Source organism: Haloarcula halobia, assembly GCF_029338255.1.
Taxonomy (GTDB): domain Archaea; phylum Halobacteriota; class Halobacteria; order Halobacteriales; family Haloarculaceae; genus Haloarcula; species Haloarcula halobia.
The window spans coordinates 1,511,680-1,530,897 of sequence record NZ_CP119787.1; the positions used below are offsets into that span (position 1 = coordinate 1,511,680).

The 19,218-nt window shown below is 69.3% G+C and carries 24 protein-coding genes and 1 tRNA gene; 16 read left to right on the plus strand and 9 right to left on the minus strand.

Features of this window, described 5'->3' with window-relative positions:
- Window positions 1–98 precede the first annotated feature (98 nt).
- The 3 genes from P1K88_RS07995 to P1K88_RS08005 all read right to left on the minus strand — a co-directional run bounded on the left by P1K88_RS07995 (window position 99) and on the right by P1K88_RS08005 (window position 1,491).
- Window positions 99–173: transfer RNA gene (locus P1K88_RS07995), tRNA-Met, on the minus strand.
- 74 nt (window positions 174–247) lie between these two features.
- Window positions 248–727 carry a GtrA family protein gene (locus tag P1K88_RS08000; protein WP_276413937.1) on the minus strand — a complete coding sequence of 160 codons (480 nt, stop codon included), beginning with the start codon at window positions 725–727 and terminating at the stop codon, window positions 248–250.
- Entirely contained in the window at window positions 724–1,491 is a 768-nt protein-coding gene (locus tag P1K88_RS08005; protein ID WP_276413938.1) for a glycosyltransferase, read from the minus strand. Before P1K88_RS08005 ends, P1K88_RS08000 begins: the two co-directional genes overlap by 4 nt.
- A gap of 98 nt (window positions 1,492–1,589) precedes the next feature.
- Here P1K88_RS08005 and P1K88_RS08010 point away from each other — a divergent pair, with 98 nt between their 5' ends.
- Window positions 1,590–3,917 (plus strand): DUF2298 domain-containing protein, encoded by a 2,328-nt coding sequence (locus tag P1K88_RS08010; protein ID WP_276413939.1) that lies wholly within the window; start codon window positions 1,590–1,592, stop codon window positions 3,915–3,917.
- Window positions 3,918–3,949: 32 nt separating this feature from the next.
- On the opposite strand, the gene P1K88_RS08015 is transcribed toward P1K88_RS08010, so the two are convergent.
- Together P1K88_RS08015 and P1K88_RS08020 are read right to left on the minus strand one after the other, a co-directional pair.
- Entirely contained in the window at window positions 3,950–4,222 is a 273-nt protein-coding gene (locus tag P1K88_RS08015) for an HAH_0734 family protein (RefSeq protein ID WP_276413940.1), read from the minus strand.
- A gap of 185 nt (window positions 4,223–4,407) precedes the next feature.
- Window positions 4,408–5,394 carry an LLM class flavin-dependent oxidoreductase gene (locus P1K88_RS08020; protein ID WP_276413941.1) on the minus strand — a complete coding sequence of 329 codons (987 nt, stop codon included), beginning with the start codon at window positions 5,392–5,394 and terminating at the stop codon, window positions 4,408–4,410.
- Window positions 5,395–5,717: 323 nt separating this feature from the next.
- On the opposite strand from P1K88_RS08020, the gene P1K88_RS08025 reads away from it, so the two are divergent.
- The 6 genes from P1K88_RS08025 to P1K88_RS08050 all read left to right on the plus strand — a co-directional run bounded on the left by P1K88_RS08025 (window position 5,718) and on the right by P1K88_RS08050 (window position 8,571).
- Complete coding sequence (locus P1K88_RS08025) at window positions 5,718–5,996, plus strand: 50S ribosomal protein L44e (protein WP_276276875.1); 279 nt, start codon at window positions 5,718–5,720, stop codon at window positions 5,994–5,996.
- A gap of 2 nt (window positions 5,997–5,998) precedes the next feature.
- Window positions 5,999–6,172, plus strand: a complete 174-nt coding sequence (locus P1K88_RS08030; protein WP_276276876.1) for a 30S ribosomal protein S27e — start codon at window positions 5,999–6,001, stop codon at window positions 6,170–6,172.
- A gap of 1 nt (window position 6,173) precedes the next feature.
- The gene (locus tag P1K88_RS08035) at window positions 6,174–6,974 is read left to right on the plus strand and encodes a translation initiation factor IF-2 subunit alpha (RefSeq protein WP_276413942.1); all 801 of its coding nucleotides are present in this window, start codon (window positions 6,174–6,176) and stop codon (window positions 6,972–6,974) included.
- A 4-nt stretch (window positions 6,975–6,978) separates the two neighbouring features.
- Entirely contained in the window at window positions 6,979–7,161 is a 183-nt protein-coding gene (locus P1K88_RS08040; RefSeq protein WP_276413943.1) for an RNA-protein complex protein Nop10, read from the plus strand.
- Window positions 7,162–7,166: 5 nt separating this feature from the next.
- Window positions 7,167–7,925 (plus strand): proteasome assembly chaperone family protein, encoded by a 759-nt coding sequence (locus tag P1K88_RS08045; RefSeq protein WP_276413944.1) that lies wholly within the window; start codon window positions 7,167–7,169, stop codon window positions 7,923–7,925.
- An 85-nt stretch (window positions 7,926–8,010) separates the two neighbouring features.
- Window positions 8,011–8,571: a J domain-containing protein gene (locus P1K88_RS08050; RefSeq protein ID WP_379689297.1), complete on the plus strand. Its 561-nt coding sequence runs from the start codon at window positions 8,011–8,013 to the stop codon at window positions 8,569–8,571.
- Here the strand turns inward: P1K88_RS08050 and P1K88_RS08055 are convergent, their stop codons facing one another.
- On the minus strand, window positions 8,572–9,393 hold the full coding sequence (locus P1K88_RS08055; protein WP_276413946.1) for a hypothetical protein: 822 nt from the start codon (window positions 9,391–9,393) through the stop codon (window positions 8,572–8,574).
- Between the two features lie 452 nt (window positions 9,394–9,845).
- The gene (locus P1K88_RS08060) at window positions 9,846–11,006 is read right to left on the minus strand and encodes a threonine synthase (protein WP_276413947.1); all 1,161 of its coding nucleotides are present in this window, start codon (window positions 11,004–11,006) and stop codon (window positions 9,846–9,848) included.
- An 82-nt stretch (window positions 11,007–11,088) separates the two neighbouring features.
- Between P1K88_RS08060 and P1K88_RS08065 the strand changes: the two genes are divergently transcribed.
- A complete protein-coding gene (locus P1K88_RS08065; RefSeq protein ID WP_276413948.1) occupies window positions 11,089–12,348 on the plus strand; it encodes an NAD(P)/FAD-dependent oxidoreductase in 1,260 nt (419 codons plus the stop codon).
- Window positions 12,349–12,374: 26 nt separating this feature from the next.
- On the opposite strand, the gene P1K88_RS08070 is transcribed toward P1K88_RS08065, so the two are convergent.
- The gene (locus P1K88_RS08070; RefSeq protein WP_276413949.1) at window positions 12,375–12,533 is read right to left on the minus strand and encodes a hypothetical protein; all 159 of its coding nucleotides are present in this window, start codon (window positions 12,531–12,533) and stop codon (window positions 12,375–12,377) included.
- A 37-nt stretch (window positions 12,534–12,570) separates the two neighbouring features.
- Complete coding sequence (locus P1K88_RS08075; RefSeq protein ID WP_276414130.1) at window positions 12,571–13,251, minus strand: metallophosphoesterase; 681 nt, start codon at window positions 13,249–13,251, stop codon at window positions 12,571–12,573.
- Window positions 13,252–13,336: 85 nt separating this feature from the next.
- Between P1K88_RS08075 and P1K88_RS08080 the strand changes: the two genes are divergently transcribed.
- The 8 genes from P1K88_RS08080 to P1K88_RS08115 all read left to right on the plus strand — a co-directional run bounded on the left by P1K88_RS08080 (window position 13,337) and on the right by P1K88_RS08115 (window position 19,159).
- On the plus strand, window positions 13,337–14,110 hold the full coding sequence (locus P1K88_RS08080) for a DUF7839 domain-containing protein (RefSeq protein WP_276413950.1): 774 nt from the start codon (window positions 13,337–13,339) through the stop codon (window positions 14,108–14,110).
- Between the two features lie 36 nt (window positions 14,111–14,146).
- Window positions 14,147–14,314 (plus strand): hypothetical protein, encoded by a 168-nt coding sequence (locus tag P1K88_RS08085; RefSeq protein ID WP_276413951.1) that lies wholly within the window; start codon window positions 14,147–14,149, stop codon window positions 14,312–14,314.
- Between the two features lie 43 nt (window positions 14,315–14,357).
- A complete protein-coding gene (locus P1K88_RS08090; protein ID WP_276413952.1) occupies window positions 14,358–15,521 on the plus strand; it encodes a thiolase family protein in 1,164 nt (387 codons plus the stop codon).
- 329 nt (window positions 15,522–15,850) lie between these two features.
- On the plus strand, window positions 15,851–16,972 hold the full coding sequence (locus P1K88_RS08095) for a pyridoxal phosphate-dependent aminotransferase (RefSeq protein WP_276413953.1): 1,122 nt from the start codon (window positions 15,851–15,853) through the stop codon (window positions 16,970–16,972).
- 213 nt (window positions 16,973–17,185) lie between these two features.
- Window positions 17,186–17,464 carry an ArsR/SmtB family transcription factor gene (locus P1K88_RS08100; RefSeq protein WP_276414131.1) on the plus strand — a complete coding sequence of 93 codons (279 nt, stop codon included), beginning with the start codon at window positions 17,186–17,188 and terminating at the stop codon, window positions 17,462–17,464.
- Window positions 17,465–17,522: 58 nt separating this feature from the next.
- Window positions 17,523–17,819 (plus strand): DUF8036 family membrane protein, encoded by a 297-nt coding sequence (locus P1K88_RS08105; protein WP_276413954.1) that lies wholly within the window; start codon window positions 17,523–17,525, stop codon window positions 17,817–17,819.
- 54 nt (window positions 17,820–17,873) lie between these two features.
- Window positions 17,874–18,245, plus strand: coding sequence for a hypothetical protein (locus P1K88_RS08110; protein WP_276413955.1), 372 nt, complete (start codon window positions 17,874–17,876; stop codon window positions 18,243–18,245).
- Between the two features lie 59 nt (window positions 18,246–18,304).
- A complete protein-coding gene (locus tag P1K88_RS08115) occupies window positions 18,305–19,159 on the plus strand; it encodes a UbiA family prenyltransferase (RefSeq protein WP_276413956.1) in 855 nt (284 codons plus the stop codon).
- The last annotated feature ends 59 nt before the right edge of the window (window positions 19,160–19,218 follow it).

A 19,218-nucleotide genomic window follows, 5' to 3' on the forward strand; every position in this document is an offset into this window, starting at 1 on the left:
GATCTGAACAACGCGAACCCCTCGCTACGCTCGGCGTTCTCTCGTTCAAATCGACTCCGAGAGAATTTGCTGCTCGCGTGTTGCTCGCAGCAAAATTATAGCGGGAGGTAGATTTGAACTACCGATCTGCGGGTTATGAGCCCGCCGGAATCTCCTGGCTATCCCATCCCGCTACCTCTCGCTAACCCCGGCCACTCATTAAGGGTTGTGATTCAGGCGCCGTCCGTGAATTAGTACCGCGGTCGGCTCAGTCGGGCTCGTGGACCTGCCAGGTAAAGAGGCTCTCGAAGACGTAGTTGACGAACATCCCGACGCCGATGCCGCTTCCCTTGGCCACGAGCAACCAGAGGTCGACGCCGACGAGCGACAGCGGGACGAAAAGGAGGCGGTAGACGACGACGAAGACGACGAACTGCGTGGTGCTGCCGCCGGCCCGAACCGCGTGGGACCGGAGGAGGCGGCGACCGAGCGAGCGGTGCTCCCCCTCGGCGTCGAACGTCCAGTTGTCGTTGATCGCGAACATCACGAGGATGGCCGTCTCGATGCCGAGGACGGTGGCGATCTCGGGCAGGACGCCGAACACCTCGGTCAGCACGACCAGCACCGTCGTATCACAGAGGGCGCCGACGACGCCGACGGAGACGAACTGGCCGAAGCGCACGCCCGAGACGAGCGCCTCGAAGCGGTCGGGGACGACCTCGCGGAGTCGTGCCAGCCGTCCCGTCATCGCTCCTGTTCGACGAGTGCGGTCGGTTGCTCGCGCCGGGCGGCGATGGCGGTGTGGAGGCGACTGTCGCTGAGCCGTTTCGCCCGGTGACGGGCGGCCAGCAGGGCACGCATGAGCGCGACGGAGGTGCGGACCGGCGAGACGGTCGACCCCGGCCGGTCCTCCCACTCGATGGGGACCTCGACGACGTCGTGCTCCAGCGCGCCCGCGACGGCGATCAGTTCGACGTCCCAGGCGAAGCCGGGCTCGTAGATGTGCTGGCGGACGCGTTCCCAGGCCTCGGCGGTGAGGGCCTTCGCGCCACACTGGTAATCGTAGAGGTCGACGGCGAGCAGTCGGCCCGCCAGCCACGCGAACCCGTCGCCCAGGAAGCGGCGGGCGAACGTCTGGTGGCTGGTGACCGTTGCGTCGGGATGGCGGCGCGACCCGACGGCCAGGTCCGCGCCACGGTCGGTCACCTGCGCGACGACGCGCTCGAGCGAGTGGACCGGCGTGGATGCGTCTGCGTCGACGAAGGCGTAGACGTCGGTCTCGAGCCGTTCGAAGCCGGCGGTGATGGCCGCGCCCTTCCCCCGGCGGTACGGGACCGTCTCGATTTCGGCTGACAGGTCGGCGAGGGTGGCGGGCACGCCCTCGCAAGGGTCGTCGAGTTCGACGACGACCCTCGCCGGCGAGAGGGCGTCCTCGATGGCGACGACGTACGCTCGCAACTGGTCGACGTCGGGGCGAAAGGCGGGCACGACGACGCCGACGGAATCCGACATGGGGAACAGTCCACTCCCGGTGAGTAAAAACAGTTCGAATGTGCCAGTGCCGTCGCGGTGCAAAAGAGGTATAGGACAGGATTGCGCTCTATCTACCGATGGAGTACGGCCTCGTCGGGCTCTGGCTCGCGCTCTACCTGTTGTTGCTCTACACCGGCGGGACCGTCGCGGCGTCGCTCTGCCCGCGCTTTGCCGACCGCGGCGCGGCGTTCGGCGTCCCGGTCGCAATCGGGATCCTGTGGCTCGCGACGTACTTCTTCGGTCGCCTCTCGCTCACGCTGGGCGTCTGGATCGGTCTCGTCGTGCTGGTCGCGACGGCCATCGGGCTCACCTACCGGGGCGTCTCGGTGGACGAACGGGCGGCCGCCGAAGCGGCCGTCGTCTTCACGGTCGGGTTCCTGTTCGTCGTCTGGATTCGTGCGCTCGACCCCGCCATCGTCTCGCTCGGCGGCGAGAAGTTCCTCGACTTCGGGTTGCTCCAGTCGCTGCTGCGGGCCGACAGCCTCCCGCCCGAGGACATGTGGTTCGCCGGCGAACCGGTCGCGTACTACTACGGCGGCCACCTCGCCGCCTCGATACTGGCTCGGCTCACCGGGACGCCCGGCCAGTTCGCCTACAACCTCGCGCTCGCGGGGTTCTACGCGACGCTGGTGACGGCCGCCTACGGGCTCGCGGGGACCATCGCGGCCGACCGGGGCCTCCCGCGGCGACTCGCAGCGGGCCTGGGCGCGTTCTTCGTGGGCTTCGCGAGCAACCTCTCGACGCCCGCGCAGTTCGTCATCTGGCTGTTGCCCGGCGGCCTCCGACAGTCGGTGCTCGCGGCCACGGGCTACGAGCCACGGGGGCTGGCCGACGGCCCCGACGCGTTCAGTTACTGGGACGCGAGCCGGGTCATCACCGACGACGCCGGCGACTTTGTCACCTACGAACCCTCGGCGGCGTTCGTCATCGACGAGTTCCCGCTGTTCGCCTGGCTCAACGGCGACCTCCACGCCCACATGATGAGCACGGGCTTCCTGTTGCTCGTCGCGGCGCTCTGTCTCAGTTACGTCCAGACGCCCGAGACGGAGCGGCGCCGACGCCTCGCCCTGTTGTTCGGCGCGATACCGGCGGTCGGTGGCGTCGTCGCGGTCACGAGCACCTGGTCGTTCCCGTCGGTCGGCGGCCTCGTCTTCCTGACTGTCGCGGTGGCACCGGCCGATCCGGCGTCGCTCCTGCCGGCCGGTCTCCGGGCCCGGATTCCCTCGGCGGGTGTCTCTCACGAACTGACTCGAGTCGGCCTCGCCCTTTCGGTCGCTGCCGCGGTCCTCCTCGTCGGCCTGCTCTGGTCGCTCCCCTTCTGGCTCGGGCCCGCCAGCGGCCGCGAGATCGCCGTCCTCCCGGACCGCATCTCGCTGGTGGAACTGCTCTCGGTCCACGGCCCCTTCGTCGTCCCGTTCGCGCTGTACCTGTACGCGCGACTCGGTCGCGGGGTCGGGACCGCCCGGGCCCGCCTCGTCGGCGCGGCGACGCTCGCCCTCGTCGCCGTCACCGCCGTCCTCGACGCCGTCGCGGTCGGCGTCCTCGTTCCCCTGCTGGTGGGGACGTGGCTACTGGCGCGCTCGCCCGCGCTCGAACAGTCCGTCGCTGCCGTCCCCGCCCTGGCCGACGGCGGCGACCGCCCGGTGGGCTTCGAGGCGGTTCTCGTGCTCGCCGGCGCCGGCCTGGTCTTGCTCGTCGAGTTCGTCTTCGTCAGGGAGAACATCGGCCGGATGAACACCGTGTTCAAGACCTACATGCAGGTGTGGATCCTCTGGGGCGTCGCCGTCGGGCCGGTACTCGCGTGGCTCCTGACGCGCTGGCGACCCGAGCGGCCGGCGGCACTCGATGGGACACACTGGGTCCGCCCGGCGACGACGGTGTTCGTGACGCTACTGGTCCTCTCGACGTCGCTGTACGGCGCCTTCGCGCTCGCGAACCACGCCGAGCGGGGCGGGGACGCGACGCTGGACGGACTGGCACACCTGGAGCGGACCCAGCCAGTCGAAGCGGCGGCCATCCGGTGGCTCGACGCGACCGTCGAGGGCCGCCCGACGATGGTCACGGCAGCGCCGGCCGACTACGGGTGGGATCCGGCCGAGGGCGAGGGCGCGAGTGCGCCGGCGAGCCTGACGGGCATCCCCACCGTCGCCGGGTGGACCCACGAGGCCCAGTACCGCAACCAGTCGGTCTACGACGCCCGCGTCGAGGACGTTCGCACTATCTACACCGGCAGCGCCGACGCACAGATTCGTCTCCTCCGGGCCTACGACGTCCGCTACGTCTACGTCGGCCCGGCCGAGCGCAACCGCTACGGGGAGATAACGGTCGACCATCTCTCGGGTATCACGCCAGTGAGGCGCGCGGGTGACGTCGTGATCTATCGGGTCCACCCCGAGCAGCTGTAGGTCGGGCCGCCAAAAACCGGGTGTCGGGCCGCTCAGGCTTCGCCGGCGGCCGCGCCGCGCTCGCGGAGCACGGTGACGCCCTCGGCTTCGATGTCCTCGGTGTCGAGGTGCATCGGGATGTAGTCTTGCTTCTCGAAGGTCTCCTGTTCGTCCTCGCTCCCGATGGTACACCACAGCTGGGGCCGGTCGGGGCCGTGCCAGTCGCCCTGGCGCGCGACGGCGAACACCTCGTACTCCTCCCCGTCGTACTCGATGCGGCCGCCCTTCCGGAGGCCGGGGTCCCCGTGAATGATGAGTTTCTTCATGCCCAGGGGTTCGGAAACGGCGTACTTAGGGATATCGAAGGCGAGTCCGGCACCCGTGGGGGACCGTCGATATCCGATATCCGATATCCGAGGCGGTTCGTCCGAGCGGCCCGGTCCGCTTCGACAGAACGTGTGATACGCGTGCGCCACGAGACCGAGGCCACTGGTGGCTGTCATCGTCCCCATCAGCAGCGGTCGCGACTACTCGGGGCAAGTTCCCGGACCGTTCGCTCCCGGAGGTCGCGGCTCGCACCGAGCGGGATCGTGACGATGACGTCGTCGACTACGTCACGCGCAGCGAGACTCTCGAACTGCATACGGGCCTCGCTCGGACGACCGACGATTGCCAGCTGTCCCATCATCTCGTCGGTGACAGCGTTCCGGGCCGCGTCGCGGTCACCGTCGCGCCAGGCGGCAGCGATTCGAGCGGCCTGGTCGGGAAAGGAGAGCGCCACGGCGTTCTCGTAGCCCTCGCTGCTTCCCACGTAGTACGCGAGGTGGTTGCGAACCGTCGTGACTGCCTCGTCGGTGTCCTCGCTCACCGCACACGGGACGTACGGCACGACGGAAATCTCACTCCGGTCCCGGCCCGCGTCGCTGGCGGTCTCGGCTACTGTCTCGTAGGTCGCTGCTAACTTCTCGAAGGGGATGTTGTGTGGCAACCAGCCGTCGGCGACGCGACCGGTCGCACGTCGATTCGCCGCACCGAGGGCGGCCGCGTAGACCGGGATGGATTGGTCTAAGGGCGGGAAGTCCGCGACCTGAAACACCTGCCCGTCGTAGGTCACCCGGTCGTCGCCGTCCAGGAACAGCTTGACGAGTTCGACGGTCTCGTGGAGTCGACGCGGCGGATTGTCGAAGGCCATCCCGTGGAGGTCGGTCACGGCTTTGGCCGTGCTCGTCCCGAGACCGAGTCGGACCCGGCCGGACGCGGCGCCAGCGAGGGTCGCCGCGGCCTGCGCCAACGTGGCCGGCGAGCGGCCGTAGACGTTGACGATAGCGGTCCCGAGGTCGAGCGTCTCCGTCTGTTCTGCGGCCGTGGTGAGCGTGACGAACGCGTCTCGGCCCCACAGTTCGCTCGCCCACAGCGACTCGTACCCCAGCGATTCTGCCCGGGCGGCGAACGCCGTGACGTCGTCGTGCTCCGCCGGAAGCAAGAGGCCTGCTGCCATGGTGACTCCACCGCTCCGGCGACGTAATAACACTCCGCCGGGTCTCGACCCGCCAGCGAACCCGGCCGGCTAGCGATACGTGATACCGAGCACGGACGCCCCTGCACGCGGGACGCTGTCGTCACGGCTTCCGCAACATATCACGGGCCGTGGTGTGAACACGTCGTCCGTGGACTCGTCTGGCGTCCAGACGGCGACACGACGGCCGTTCGGGAGAGCGCAGTCGAGTACGTGCACGTCCACCAAACCACGCACGGCGGCCCGACTCCGAACCAAACGGGTTTTAAGCGGCCACGCCAAATCGCTCCGTAAGGTCGATATCTATGGAGATGCCGCGACGCTTTAACACGTACTGTCCGCACTGTAACGAGCACCACGAACACGAGGTCGAGAAGGTCCGTTCCGGCCGCGAGACCGGGATGAAGTGGATCGACCGCCAGCGCAAGCGCAACTCCGGCATCGGGAACGACGGCAAGTTCTCGAAGGTCCCGGGTGGCGACAAGCCCACCAAGAAGACGGACCTGAAGTACCGCTGCTCGGAGTGTGGGAAGGCCCACCTCCGCGAGGGATGGCGCGCCGGCCGACTCACCTTCCAGGAGTAAGCATGGCAGGGAGCTTCATCACCGTCGCCTGTCCGGACTGCGAGAACGAACAGACCATCTTCGAGAAGGCCGCAAGCGAGGTCTCGTGTGCCGTCTGTGGCCACACGCTCGCCCGCCCGACCGGCGGGAAGGCCGACATCGAGGGCGAAGTGACCGCCGTCGTCGAGGCACGATAGGATGAAATACAGCGGCTGGCCGGAGCCCAGCGAACTCGTCGTGGGCAAGATCGACGAGATAGAGGACTTCGGCGTGTTCGTCGACCTGGAGGAGTACGAGGGCAAGCGCGGGCTCGTCCACGTCTCGGAGGTCGCCAGCGGGTGGATCAAGAACGTCCGCGACCACGTCAACGAGGGCCAGACGGTCGTCGCGAAGGTCCTGGACGTCGACGAGAGCGCCCAGCAGATCGACCTCTCGATCAAGGACGTCAACGACCACCAGCGAAAGGAGAAGATACAGGAGTGGAAAAACGAGCAGAAGGCCGACAACTGGATGGAACTGGCCTTCGGCGAGGACTTAGACGACGAGACCTACGGCGCCATCGCCAACGAACTGCTCGCCGAGTTCGGCTCGCTGTACGACGGCTTCGAGGCGGCGGCCATCCACGGCGAGAGCGCGCTCGAGGACACGGACCTCGACGACGACGAGGTCGAGGCCATCGTCGAGACGGCGCGCAACAACGTCTCGGTGCCCTACGTCAACGTCACCGGCTACGTCGACCTGCGCTGTTCGACCAGTGGCGGCGTGGACGTCATCAAGGAGTCGCTCAAGGCGGCCGAGGGCAACGGCGAGGTTCCCGACGAGATCGAACTCGAGGTGACCTACGTCGGCTCCCCCGAGTACCGGATCCAGGTGCGAGCGCCCGACTACAAGACGGCCGAGAGCGAGCTCGAAGCGAGCGCGGACCGCGCGCGGGCCGTCGTCGAGGCCGAGGGCGGCACCGCCGAGTTCCACCGCGAGCGCCACGAAGACGACGAGTAGGGCGATGAAATCCGACATCCGGGTGTGCTCGGACTGGGAGACGGCACACGAGCGCCCGGTGTACACGCTCTCGGCGACGTGTCCCGACTGCGGGGCCGAGGCGATAAACAGCGCCCCGGCGCCGTTCGATCCGACCGATCGGTACGGCGAGTATCGACGTTCTCTTAAGCGCCGCCGCCGGGAATAGCGGGTATGGACGAATTCGACATCGAAGTGGCGGCGGACCCGACCCTCGAGGACCCGGTGCTCATCGAGGGACTTCCCGGGGTTGGCCACGTCGGCAAACTCGCTGCGGAGCACCTGCTCGAGGAACTGGACAGCGAACTGGTCCGGCGGGTCTACTCGACGCACTTCCCGCCACAGGTCACCATCGACGAGGGGCGCGCACAGCTGGCCTCCGCGGAGTTCCACGCCGTCCGGACCGAGCAGGGCCCGGACCTGCTGGTCCTCTCGGGTGACCACCAGGCACAGGACAACCAGGGCCACTACGGCCTGACCGACACCTTCCTCGACGTCGCCGCGGACTTCGGCGTCCAGCGGGTGTACGCACTCGGTGGCGTGCCCACCGGCGAACTCATCGAGGAGTACGACGTGCTGGGCGCGACCACCACCGACGAGTTCGCCGACGAACTCGAAGCGGCCGGCGTCGAGTTCCGCGAGGACGAACCGGCCGGCGGTATCGTCGGCGTCTCGGGCCTGCTGCTGGGCCTCTCCGAGCGACGGGACCTCCCCGCGACCTGTCTCATGGGCGAGACCTCCGGGTACCTCGTCGACCCCAAGAGCGCCCAGGCCGTCCTCGAGGTCCTCCAGGAGATGATCGGCTTCGACGTCGACTACGCGTCGCTGGAGGAGCGCGCCGACGAGATGGAGGAGGTCGTCCGCAAGATACAGGAGATGGAGGGGCAGAACGCACCGGCCCCGTCCGACGAGGACCTCCGCTACATCGGCTGAGACGGGCAGCGAGCATTTCTTTACCGCTCGGTTCCAACGCTGGCGCGTGCAAAGCGCACTGGGGACGCTGCCGGACTGGCTGACCATGGGACTCCTGCTCGGGGGTGGGTTTAGCCTCGCCGTCGCGGTCGTCTTCGTGGCCGCAGACCGCCTGTTCCCGACCGAGCGACCGGCCCGACAGCTGTACGACGGCGGCGAGACCAAGCGCCGGACCGAGCTCCGCGAGTACCTGCGGGCGATCGACGAGCAGTTCGCCGAGAACCACTTCGTCGAGGGCCAGCACGTCGCCTTCTACCTGCCCGAACGCGACGTCGCCATCACGTTCGACGCCCGGGCGTACTACCGCATCGAGCGCTCGCCGACGATTCCGGTGCTGGTCGAACACGAGATGCCGGGCGTGCAACTGGGGGCGCGCCTCCCCTTCGACGTCCCGGAGGTCGACCTGGGGCCGGACCCGAAGACGCAGGTCCACCCGACGGTGCAGGCGTTCGCCGAACTGGGCCTCCAGCAGACCGCCACCATCGACGAGGTGAAGTCGGCCTACCGGCGTCGCGTCAAGGAGGTCCACCCGGACCACGGGGGCGACGAGGCCGAATTCAAGCGCGTCCGCGAGGCATACACGACGGCCAAGCAGCACGCGTCGTAGTCACGGCTCGGGCGACGGGTAGTTCCCTCGGCCGGTCTCGGTGTACCCCGACGCCGTAATCCACCCGTCCTGTGGCCCGGTCGCCCGCGCGTGGACCCTGTCCTGATAGTCGTTGCCCGTCCACCCGCCGGTGAACCACTCGTTGGCCCCCGTGACAGACACTGTGCTCTCGACCAGCGCGTCGTCGCTCGTCTTGTAGTCGAGATACACCGGCGCGTCGTACCTGTAACAGACCGCCTCGTCGTGATAGGGGAGCGTACACTCGGTCAGGTCGCGCGCGACGCCCTCGCCGTAGAGCGTCGGCGAGACGCCGACCGGGTCGCGCGTCTCGATGGGGTAGGTCGCGTCGACCGAGATCGTCCTCGCGACGGTCCGCCGGTCCCGTTTGGCGTGGTCCGGGTTCTCGGGGTCGTACTCCGCCTCGGAGATCTCCTCCTGGCGACCCAGCCCGTCTTCCTCCACGTACCGGAAGTAGCGAGTCTCGACGGTCAAGCGCTCGGTCGTGAGCTCGAGCATCGGTCCGCGCTCGGTCTCGACGACCGACGCGTCGAACGTCTCGCCTGCCCCCTGGCCCCCGGAGTCGAAGTCCGCGGCGAAGGTGCCGTTCGGGGCGACCTCACCCGCGTCGACCGGGGACTCACCGTCGACGAGCGGCAGTGGCACGCGGACGGTCACGTTCCGGAGGGTCTCGTTGGCGTCGACGCCGACGCTGTACTCGTAGGTGCTGGTGTAACTGTCCGGGTTCGGGCCGAAGAACGAACAGCCGGCGGTCACGGCGAGACAGGCGACGAGCAGGAGGGTGAGTGGGGGGCTGGCGGACATGGATGGCGAGTGGTTCGATGGGACGAATTGACAGCCACCTCACAAAACTGTTCGGGGCTTTTACCCGCAGTGTTTCGTCAAGAGATTAAGATCGTAACCAGCCGGAAAACCCCGACTGACTGAACTCGGAGGCCTCGATGCGGTCCTAACCCACTACGTTCGTTGCGGTCCTTACGTCGGCCGCCGTCCTCAGAAATCGGAGATTGCTGCTGGGCTGCGCAAGAGCTGTGCTCTTGCGAACGTCGTTCAGCCTGCCGCTCTTTCCAGTCCCACCCAAGCCCGCTGGTCAGTTGGCATGGGCGGGAATGAAAGGGGCTGCGCTCTCAGCGAACCCCGGCGACGCAAGCACCGCAGTGAGGCAACGAACGAGGAGCGCAGCGAGTCCCGGCAGCTGAGAGCGCGGGGGATTTCTGGCTCTACAACCCGAATACGGCGAAAGTAAATACTGCTAGTCAGAGCCCGCGGCTCATCAGGTGCGAGCGCAGGAGGTCGGCCTCCTTGCTCCCGGCGACGGGGTTGACGAGCACCACGACGTCCTCGGCGTCGAACGCACCGCGCGCCGCGAGCGTGCGGGCGCCGGCGACGGCCGTCCCGCCGGTCGCGCCGACCTCCGGCCCCAGTTCACAGCAGTCGACGGCGCCGCGGAGGGTGTCCTCGTCCTCGACGCCGACGGCGCCACCGTCGCTCTCGTCGATTGCGCCCAGCGCCGCCTCCCCGGCGGCGGGCTCCGGGACCTCCAGCGGGCCGACGATGGTGTCCGGGTGCTCGATTCGCGCCGGCTCCGACCGGCCGTCAGCCCACGCCCCGGCGACGGCGTCCGCGGTGGCCGGCTGGGCGGCGTAGAGGCGCGGGGCGGCCTCGCTCAGCCCGCTCTCGGCCGCCACGTCGAACCCGCGCTGGAGGCCGACGAGCGACTCGCCGTGGCCGGTCGGCTGGACGACGGCGTCCGGGGCAGTCCACGACAGCGCCTCCAGCACCTCGAGGGCGACCGACTTCGCCCCCTCGACGCGGAAGGGGTCGCCCGGGGCGACGGGGGTCCAGTCGCCGTCGGCCTCGCGGAAGGCGTCGACGGCGTCGGCGTAGCGCCCCTCGACGACGCGCATGTCGCCGCCGTGGACGTTGACCATCGCCTTGTTGAGGAACGGACAGCGCGAGGGGACGAATCCCTTCGAGTCGATGCCGGCGCGGGCGGCGTAGGCGGCGCTGGCCTGGGCGCCGTTGCCCGTCGACGGCGTCGCGACTCGCTCGGCCCCGCGCTGGGTGGCCGCCGTCACGGCGAGCGAGAGCTTCCGGTCGGCCAGCGACCCGGTGGGGTTGCGGCCCTCGTCTTTCACGTAGACCGCGGCGACGCCCAGCTCGTCCGCGAGTTCCGGCACCGGGACCAGCGGCGTCGCCCCCTCGTCGAGGCTCACCGCCACGTCCCGCGGGAACGGGAGCAGCGGTTCGTATCGCTCCGGCCCGCTCACGTGGGGCAGGTCGTCGGGGTCGAGGGCCGGCACGTCGTAGTCGGCGACCAGCAGGCCCTGACACGCCGGACAGCGCCGGGTCCCGGGGTCGCTTCGCTCGCCGCACTCGGTGCATCGCAGGCCGCGGAAGGCCGCCGTCGTCTCCATGTCCGGTCCTCGGGGCGGGGGAACCAAGTGTCGTCCGGTCTCCTCCAGCACCCTCTTGACGGGTGCGGCCCAAGCCCCGCCCATGACCGAAGTCGCCGTCGTCGGGAGCGGGCTCGCGGGGCTGGTCGCCGCCCGCCACCTGGCCGAGGCCGGTGTCGACGTGACCGTGTTCGAGGAACGCGACGAGGTGGGTGGCCGGGTCCGTACGGCCCACGAGGACGGCTACACGTACGACCGGGGGTTCCAGGTGCTGTTCTCGGCGTACCCGGCGGTCCAGCGGGAACTGGACGTGAACGCTCTCTCGCCGCGGCGGTTCTCGCCCGGGGCGACCATCGCCCGCCCGAACCACCGCTCGGTGCTGTCGGACCCGCTCCGGGTGCCCTCGGCGGCCGTCGAGACGCTGTTCAACCGCGAGGTGAGCACGGCCGACAAAGTGCGGCTCTTCCGGCTCCAGCGCGAGCTGGCCGGCGCGGACCCCGAGACGCTGCTCGACGGTGGCGGGTCGACGATTCAGGACTACCTGGTCGACTACGGGTTCTCGACGCGGTTCGTCGAGCGATTCGCCGCCCCGTTCTACGGCGGCATCACGCTCGATCGCTCGCTGGGGACCGACTGCGCCGTCTTCGAGTACACCTACAAGATGCTGAGCGAGGGCGAGATCTTCGTGCCGGCCGCGGGGATGCAGGCGATGCCCGAGCAGCTGGCCCGGCGGGCCCGGGCCGCCGGCGCGACCATCGAGACCGGGCGCGCGGTGACGGGTGTCGACGGGGCCGACGACCTCGGCGAGACCACCGTGACGGTCGGCGGCGAGACGCTCGTCGTCGACGGGTGCGTCGTCGCGACGGACCCACAGGCGGCGCGGGACCTGACCGGCGTCGACGCCATCCCGACCGGGGGGCTTGGCTGTGTCACGCAGTACTTCTCCCTGCCGACGAACCGGGCGCCCGACACCGGCACGCGCATCGTGCTCAACGCCGCCGACGACCGGCCCAACACCGTGGCCCCGATGTCGGCCGTCGCGCCCGAGTACGCGCCCGAGGGCATGGAGCTGTACAGCGCGACGTTCCTGGGCGTGCCCGACGAGAGCGACGCCGACCTGGCCAGCGGGGTGCGGGAAACACTCCAGTCGTGGTATCCCGCGGCGGGGTTCGACGGACTGGAACTGCGACGGACCGACCGCGTCCCCTTCGCCCAGTTCGCCCAGCCGCCGGGGTTCCGCGCCGGCCGTCCCGCCCCCGACGCGCCCGACGGTAACGTCGTGCTGGCCGGGGACTACACCCGCTGGTCGTCGATACAGGGGGCCCTAGAGAGCGGCCGCGTGGCTGCGGGCCTGGTGCGATAGCGACGGGTCGCAGAACGCGCGACGGCCTAGACGGGTCGACCGCCGCTATTCGGGTTTCCCTCGTGGTCCTCGCTCTCGTCGTCGAGGAGGACCGCGGAGACGTACTTGATCGTCGCGTAGTACAGCGCCAGGAGTGCGATGAGCGTGACTCCGATAAGCGCGAGTGCGGCAGTGGTCTGGACCATGTTCGACGGTCCACCGCGATGGCTGAAATACCTACCGTTATAGCATCTCACGGAACTCCCCGAGGGCGGGGAACCGGAGCGCCTCGCGGCCGCTCTCGTCCCAGACGACGGGTTCGAGTCGGTCGCCGTCCGTCACGAGCGGCGACTGGAAGTCCTCGGCCCGCATCCGGTTGACCTCGACGCCCGCGTTGAGCGTGTTGAACGAGGGGAGCATCACGACCGTCGCGCCGCGCAGCTGGTCGCTGCCGACGAGGTAACAGGGCTGGCGCTGCCCCTCGATGGTGATGGTCGGGTGGTCGTGGCCGACGACGTACCGGTCGGCCTCGGCGTCGGGGACCTCGTGGCCGTGACAGACCACGGTGTCGCCGACGCGGTAGGACGGCGGCGCGGGGCCGTCCCAGACGGCATCGAGCATCGTATCGTGGTTGCCGGGGGTGACGACGAGGTCGGCACCGGCGTCCACACAGGCCGCCCGGAGGCCGGCGACCACGTCCTCGACGGTCCGGGGAATCGTCTGGAAGGAGTGCAGCAGGTCGCCGGCCACGACGACGTCGCTCGGGCGGTGCCGGTCGACCAGCGCCTCGAACCGCCGGGCGACGTCGGCGCTCGACCCGACCGGGAGTTCCAGGGACCCACCGGTCCCGCGGCCGAGGTGGAGGTCGGCCACCACGAGCGTCTCCCCGAGCAGGACCGCCCGGTCGTCGTAGGTGGGCGTCATCGCCTCCGGGTCGGGGCCGGCCACACAAAGCCGTGACGCCCGCGCCGTCGGTGGAGTTTTTACCGCCCACACCCGTGGACCCAGTATGGTCGACGTCCTCGAGAACAAGCGAGCGGCGACGCGCTTTCGCGTCCTCGTCGAGATCGCCGAGCGCCAGCCCGCGGTGAGCCAGGGCGAGATAGCGGAGGCCGTCGGCGTGACCAGCCAGGCCGTCAGCGAGTACATCCGCGAGCTGGTCGACGACGGCTTCGTCGAGAAGGAGGGCCGATCGCGCTATCGGGTCACCAAGGAGGGCGTCGACTGGGTGTTCCAGGCCGCCACCGACCTCCGCCGGTTCACCGAGCGGGTGACCGAGGACGTCCTGGGCAGCGTCCAGGAGGACGCCGCCATCGCGTCGGCCGACCTGACCGAGGGCCAGACCGTCTCGCTCTCGCTCGCCGAGGGGCTCTTGCACGCGGCCCCGGACAGCGACGACGGCGGCGCGACGGGCGTGACGACCACGAGCGCCGCGGCGGGCGACGTCGTCGGCGTCACCGGGTTCGAGGGGATCATCGACCTCGACCCGGGCCACGTCACCGTCGTCCAGATCCCTCCCATCCGGTCGGGCCCGGTCGAGGACGCCGCCGGGGTCGCCGACGCCTGCGAGGGCGTCCCCATCGTCACTGCGGCGGGGGTCGAAGCCGTCGCCACACTCAGGGACGCCGGGGTCGAACCGACGACGTACTTCGCGGCGGGCGAGGTGGCCGCCGACGCGGCCTCCCGCGGCCTCGATGCCGCCGTCGTGACGACGCGTGACGCCGTCGGGCGCGTCACCGACGCGCTCCGGGACGCCGGCGTCGACTACGACGTGACCCAGTGAGCAACCTTTTCGAGGCCACCACGCCTCTCTCCATACATGACTGACATCGACGCGGACTCGACCGACGAGGCCCTGGCGACGTTCTTCAGTGCAGCCGAGGACGCCTTCGACGAGTACGAGCGCGGCTACACGGACGCTGACGCGACGCTGCGGCGCCTCGAGAGCGCCATCGACGACCTCAGGGCAGCGACCGGGTCGGAGTGACCTGGGGCGAACAGTATTGTAGTCTCGGCGTCACGTCACTGGTATGACCGACGTGGTCGTCGTCGACGGGGCACGAACCGCACACGGGTCGCTCCTGGGCGCGCTCTCCGAGCGGTCCGCGACCGAACTGGGACGCGCGGCAGTCGAGGGGTTGCTGGACCGGACCGGGGTCGACCACGACCTCGTGGACTGGGTCGCGATGGGCAACGCCGTCCAGGCCGGGGTGGGGCAGGTCCCGGCGCGCCAGGTCGTCGTCGAGTCACCGCTGCCCGACGCCGTACCGGCGACGACCGTCAACGAGGCGTCCGGGTCGGGACTGCGGGCCATCACGTCGGCCGTCGACCGGATCGAGGCCGGCCGCGCGTCGCTGTGTCTCGCCGGCGGCATGGAGTCGATGTCGAACGCGCCCTACCTCGTCCCCGAGCTGCGCGGCGGGCGCCGCCACGGGAACACGACGCTCGTGGACGCGATGATACACGACTCGCTGTGGGACACCCACTACGACGCGCACGTGGGGACCCTGACCGACCGCATCGCCGACCGGTTCGACATCGGCCGGCAGGCACAGGACGAGTACGCCCGCCGGAGCAACCACCGGGCCAGCGAGGCCGTCGAGTCGGGCGTCTTCGACGAGGAGATCGTCCCCGTCGAGGCGGGCGAGTACCTCGTCACCGAGGACGAGGGCCCCCGGCCGGACACGACGGTGGAGGAACTCGCCCGCCTCCCGCCGGCCTTCGGCGAGGACGGCACCATCACCGCTGGCAACGCCTCGAAGCTCTCCGACGGCGCCGGCGCGGTGTTGCTCGCCGACGCCGAGACGGTCGACGAGGCGGGAATGGGGCCGATGGCCCACGTAGAGGACTATGCCGTCGCCTATCGCGACCCCGCGGAGTTCTCGCTTGCCGTCTGTGATGCCGTCTCGACACTCCTGGCGGCCAACGACCTCTCGGTCGCGGACGTCGACCACTTCGAACTCAACGAGGCCTTCTCGGCACAGATGGTCTACGTCGCCGAGGAACTCGGTCTGCCACCGGAGACACACAACCCGCTCGGCGGGGCGGTGGCGCTGGGCCACCCGATCGGTGCCTCGGGGGGCATCCTGACGACGACGCTGCTGTACGCGATGGAGCGCGAGGACCACGACCGGGGCGTGGTGGGGATGAGTGTGGGTGGGGGCGGGGCTATCGCGATGTCGCTGGTGCGCTGAACTGACCCAGGAACCCTGGCGCGCGCTGTCGCTCGCTCCGTCGAGCGACGGAACTGTGCGAGGGATGAGCGAGGGAGCCGGCGACCGAGCGAATCGGCTGGGGAGGGTGTGGCTGTCGGGTGGAACGAAAGGGGCCGACCGCTCGACGAGCGAGACGAAGCCAGCACTACAGCGAACGGAGTGAGCGAAGCGCGCAGCGAGTCGCAGCCGTCGAGCGGGAGGGGAATTTCTGGCTGTTGGTAACTCCCCGGATACCCAGATCCGAGGCGGCCTCTCCCGGACGTGGACGGGAAGAATTATCGGCCCAGCACTCACCCACCCAGTATACGATGACCGAATTCTCTCACCGCGTCGAGCAGGTGTCGATCTCCGGAATCCGCGAGGTGTTCGAGGCCGCGGGCGAGGACGCCATCAACCTCGGCCTGGGCCAACCGGACTTCCCCACGCCGGAACACGCCCGCGAGGCGGCCGTCGAGGCCATTCGGGCCGGGAAGGCCGACGCCTACACGTCGAACAAGGGCACGCTCGAGCTCCGGGAGGCCATCGCCGCGAAGCACGCCCGGGACAACCACCTTGAGGTCGACCCCGAAGACGTCATCGCCACCTCGGGCGGGAGCGAGGCGCTCCACATCGCCCTGGAGGCCCACGTCGACCAGGGCCAGGCGGTCGTCTTTCCCGACCCCGGGTTCGTCTCATACGAGGCGTTGACCCACCTCGCGGGCGGGGAACCAAGGCCCGTGGGGCTGCGCGAGGACCTGACGCTCGATCCGGAAACTGTCGAGGACGCCATCACCGAGGACACGGCGGCGTTCGTCGTCAACTCGCCGGCCAACCCGACGGGGGCGGTCCAGTCGCCCGAGGACATGCGCGAGTTCGCCCGCATCGCCGACGAGCACGACGTCCTGTGTATCTCCGACGAGGTGTACGAACACCAGGTGTTCGAGGGCGAGCACCGCTCGCCGGCGGAGTTCAGCACGGAGGGCAACGTCGTCGTCGTCAACGCCTGCTCGAAGGCCTACTCGATGACCGGGTGGCGACTGGGCTGGGTCACCGGCCCGAACGACCGCATCGAGCGGATGCTGCGGGTCCACCAGTACGCCCAGGCATGTGCGTCGGCGCCGGCACAGTTCGCCGCGGAGGCCGCACTCACCGGCCCACAGGACGCCGTCGGCGAGATGCGCGAGGCCTTCGAGGAACGACGGGACGTCCTGCTCGAGGGCCTCGCGGAGATGGGGCTGGAGTGCCCGACGCCGAAGGGCGCGTTCTACGCGATGCCGAAGGTGCCCGACGGGTGGGTCGAGGCGGTCATCGACCGCGGCGTGGTCGTCGTGCCCGGCGACGCGTTCGGCGAGCGCGGTGCGGGGTACGCGCGGATCTCCTACGCGACGGACATGGAGTCACTCGAGGCGGCCATCGACGTCATGGCCGAGGCGACCGCGGCCGTCCGCTGAGCGTCGCCCTGCCGGTGGCGCTCGCGGACGCTGCTGGCCCGACCTGAATTTGGTAGAGCCTCGGTAGAGAGTGCGAAGAACGGTTATGTGTCTTCGACGTGTCGCTCCGGTGAGCGCTCCGTGTCGCCCACACACCACATCGGCAGTCCGTTCGCAGCCCGCGAGAGTCAGGCCTATAACCAGGGCACGAGCACACAGACACGGGAACGCGCGATGGAGAAGGCGCTCTGGTACCTCCTGACGGCGACGCGCGGCGGGGCGAACAGAGCCCGCATCATCGACGCGCTGTCGGAGCGACCGATGAACGCCAACGAACTCGCCCAGGAACTCGACGTGGGCTACAAGACGATTCGACATCACGTGGAACTGCTCGAGGAACACGACGTCGTCGAATCCGGCGACGAGAGCTACGCGAAGCTGTACTTCCTGACCGACCGGTTCGACAACTACCGGGACACGTTCGAACAGATCGTGGCGCAGATGGACGAATGACTGGGCGAACCGACGCCGTCGACGGTGGCAAGCGACGCTTCGCGGGGGTGGCTCGCTGATGGCGATGGGGCCGCTCATCACGGCCGCCGCGGCGCTCGCGGGGTTGAACGTCCTCCTCTTGCTCCCGCTGGTGGGGGTCTGGGTGCGCAACTTCACGACGTTCCGCTCGGGGCTGGTCGGCGGGTTGCTGACCTTCGCCGTCGCGATGCTGGTCGAGAACGCGCTCGCGCTGTACTTCTTCTTCTCGATGCAGAGCTTCTACGCCGGCGACCCGCACGTCCAGCAGGCCGTCCTCGTCCTCCGGACCGTCCAGTTCGTCGCCATCGCGGTGCTGAGTTACAGCACGCTCAGGTAGCCTGGCTGACGCGACGCCGAAGGGTGGATATGGACCCGGCCCCTAACCCGGCCGATGGATCACCTCGCACCCTCTAACGTACCGGTGTACACGACAGCGACGGAACATCGGGCCATCTGGGACCGCTGTGCGGACCGGGGCCATCCGGTTCTGGCCGTCCGCGTGGCCACCCGCGGCTACATCGTCAGGTACGACCTCCAGCATCTCGACCGGGAACTCACACCGGCGGCTGTCCAGGCACTTCGTGACCGCGTCCGGGCGCGCAGACCCTATCCCACCGACACCGACCCCATCTCGGAGTCCGAAGGGGTCGGCGGCGAGGCCGGTGCCGTCTCCGGGGCGTTACACACCCGGACCGAACAGGCGGGGCGCGACCTCGCCTCGCACATCTCCGAGTTCGTCCTCGACCGGCGCAACTGGCGCTGACCCCTCGCAAGAAACGGCACGCACGAGACTTTTTGCCGTCGGCGCCCGTGTATCGTCGTATGGCAGTCGCCCGACACGACACGGGGCCGCTCTCTGCCGGGCGCGCCCTCGCCTCCCAGGTCCACCCGGTCTTCATGCTCCCGCCGCTGGCGACGTCCCTGTTCGGTGGCTTGCTTGCAGTCGGTCTCTCCCTGCCGGTCGCTGCGCTCCACGCGGGGGCGATGTTCTTCGCGGTCTACACTGCCCACGTCAAGGACGGCTACGTCGACTTCCACGTCCGCGGCGAGGACGACGACCACCCGATGACCGTGACGGGATGTCGCCTCGCACTCGCCGCGGCGACAGCGGGATTCGCCGCCTGCACGGCCGGCATCGCGCTGGCCGTCGGCCCGTGGGCGGCCCTCCTGACAGCGCCGACGTGGCTCATCGGCTACGCCCACGCGCCACAGCTCGACCTCAACACCGTCGGCGCGACGGTGGGGTATCCGACCGGTATCGCGCTGGCGCTCGTCGGCGGGTACTACGTCCAGGCGACTTCGCTCTCGCCGCGCGTGCTGGGACTCGCCGCCGTCTTCCTGGTCCTGTTGACCGGTATCAAGATAATCGACGACGAGAAAGACCACGACTACGACCGGTCCATCCAGAAGCGGACCGTCGCCGTCGTCCTCGGCCCGCGGTACGCCCGCCACCTGGCGCTCGGCCTGCTGACTACTTCCCTCGCTGGTGTCGTCGCGCTGACGGTGACGCTTCCGGGGATACCCCCGAGCAGCGCCGGTGCCGCGCTGGTGTTCGGTGCCGTCGTGCTCGTCGCCCAGCGGGCCGAGTCGTCGCTGGCGACGAAACTCCTGATTCGCGGATCGTACCTCTTTCTCGCGGTGCTGGTGGCCGCGGTCTGGTTTCGTCCGCTGGGATAGCCACCCGGACGCGGTCGCCGACCTCAGGCCGAGACGGTCGCCTGGTCCGAGACGGTGTT

Excerpts from the sequence above, each read along its gene's own strand:
- P1K88_RS08000 (WP_276413937.1), bottom strand. The coding sequence starts at position 727 with ATGACGGGACGGCTGGCACGACTCCGCGAGGTCGTCCCCGACCGCTTC.
- P1K88_RS08005 (WP_276413938.1), bottom strand. The coding sequence starts at position 1,491 with ATGTCGGATTCCGTCGGCGTCGTCGTGCCCGCCTTTCGCCCCGACGTC.
- P1K88_RS08010 (WP_276413939.1), top strand. The coding sequence starts at position 1,590 with ATGGAGTACGGCCTCGTCGGGCTCTGGCTCGCGCTCTACCTGTTGTTG.
- P1K88_RS08015 (WP_276413940.1), bottom strand. The coding sequence starts at position 4,222 with ATGAAGAAACTCATCATTCACGGGGACCCCGGCCTCCGGAAGGGCGGC.
- P1K88_RS08020 (WP_276413941.1), bottom strand. The coding sequence starts at position 5,394 with ATGGCAGCAGGCCTCTTGCTTCCGGCGGAGCACGACGACGTCACGGCG.
- P1K88_RS08025 (WP_276276875.1), top strand. The coding sequence starts at position 5,718 with ATGGAGATGCCGCGACGCTTTAACACGTACTGTCCGCACTGTAACGAG.
- P1K88_RS08030 (WP_276276876.1), top strand. The coding sequence starts at position 5,999 with ATGGCAGGGAGCTTCATCACCGTCGCCTGTCCGGACTGCGAGAACGAA.
- P1K88_RS08035 (WP_276413942.1), top strand. The coding sequence starts at position 6,174 with ATGAAATACAGCGGCTGGCCGGAGCCCAGCGAACTCGTCGTGGGCAAG.
- P1K88_RS08040 (WP_276413943.1), top strand. The coding sequence starts at position 6,979 with ATGAAATCCGACATCCGGGTGTGCTCGGACTGGGAGACGGCACACGAG.
- P1K88_RS08045 (WP_276413944.1), top strand. The coding sequence starts at position 7,167 with ATGGACGAATTCGACATCGAAGTGGCGGCGGACCCGACCCTCGAGGAC.
- P1K88_RS08050 (WP_379689297.1), top strand. The coding sequence starts at position 8,011 with ATGGGACTCCTGCTCGGGGGTGGGTTTAGCCTCGCCGTCGCGGTCGTC.
- P1K88_RS08055 (WP_276413946.1), bottom strand. The coding sequence starts at position 9,393 with ATGTCCGCCAGCCCCCCACTCACCCTCCTGCTCGTCGCCTGTCTCGCC.
- P1K88_RS08060 (WP_276413947.1), bottom strand. The coding sequence starts at position 11,006 with ATGGAGACGACGGCGGCCTTCCGCGGCCTGCGATGCACCGAGTGCGGC.
- P1K88_RS08065 (WP_276413948.1), top strand. The coding sequence starts at position 11,089 with ATGACCGAAGTCGCCGTCGTCGGGAGCGGGCTCGCGGGGCTGGTCGCC.
- P1K88_RS08070 (WP_276413949.1), bottom strand. The coding sequence starts at position 12,533 with ATGGTCCAGACCACTGCCGCACTCGCGCTTATCGGAGTCACGCTCATC.
- P1K88_RS08075 (WP_276414130.1), bottom strand. The coding sequence starts at position 13,251 with ATGACGCCCACCTACGACGACCGGGCGGTCCTGCTCGGGGAGACGCTC.
- P1K88_RS08080 (WP_276413950.1), top strand. The coding sequence starts at position 13,337 with ATGGTCGACGTCCTCGAGAACAAGCGAGCGGCGACGCGCTTTCGCGTC.
- P1K88_RS08085 (WP_276413951.1), top strand. The coding sequence starts at position 14,147 with ATGACTGACATCGACGCGGACTCGACCGACGAGGCCCTGGCGACGTTC.
- P1K88_RS08090 (WP_276413952.1), top strand. The coding sequence starts at position 14,358 with ATGACCGACGTGGTCGTCGTCGACGGGGCACGAACCGCACACGGGTCG.
- P1K88_RS08095 (WP_276413953.1), top strand. The coding sequence starts at position 15,851 with ATGACCGAATTCTCTCACCGCGTCGAGCAGGTGTCGATCTCCGGAATC.
- P1K88_RS08100 (WP_276414131.1), top strand. The coding sequence starts at position 17,186 with ATGGAGAAGGCGCTCTGGTACCTCCTGACGGCGACGCGCGGCGGGGCG.
- P1K88_RS08105 (WP_276413954.1), top strand. The coding sequence starts at position 17,523 with ATGGCGATGGGGCCGCTCATCACGGCCGCCGCGGCGCTCGCGGGGTTG.
- P1K88_RS08110 (WP_276413955.1), top strand. The coding sequence starts at position 17,874 with ATGGATCACCTCGCACCCTCTAACGTACCGGTGTACACGACAGCGACG.
- P1K88_RS08115 (WP_276413956.1), top strand. The coding sequence starts at position 18,305 with ATGGCAGTCGCCCGACACGACACGGGGCCGCTCTCTGCCGGGCGCGCC.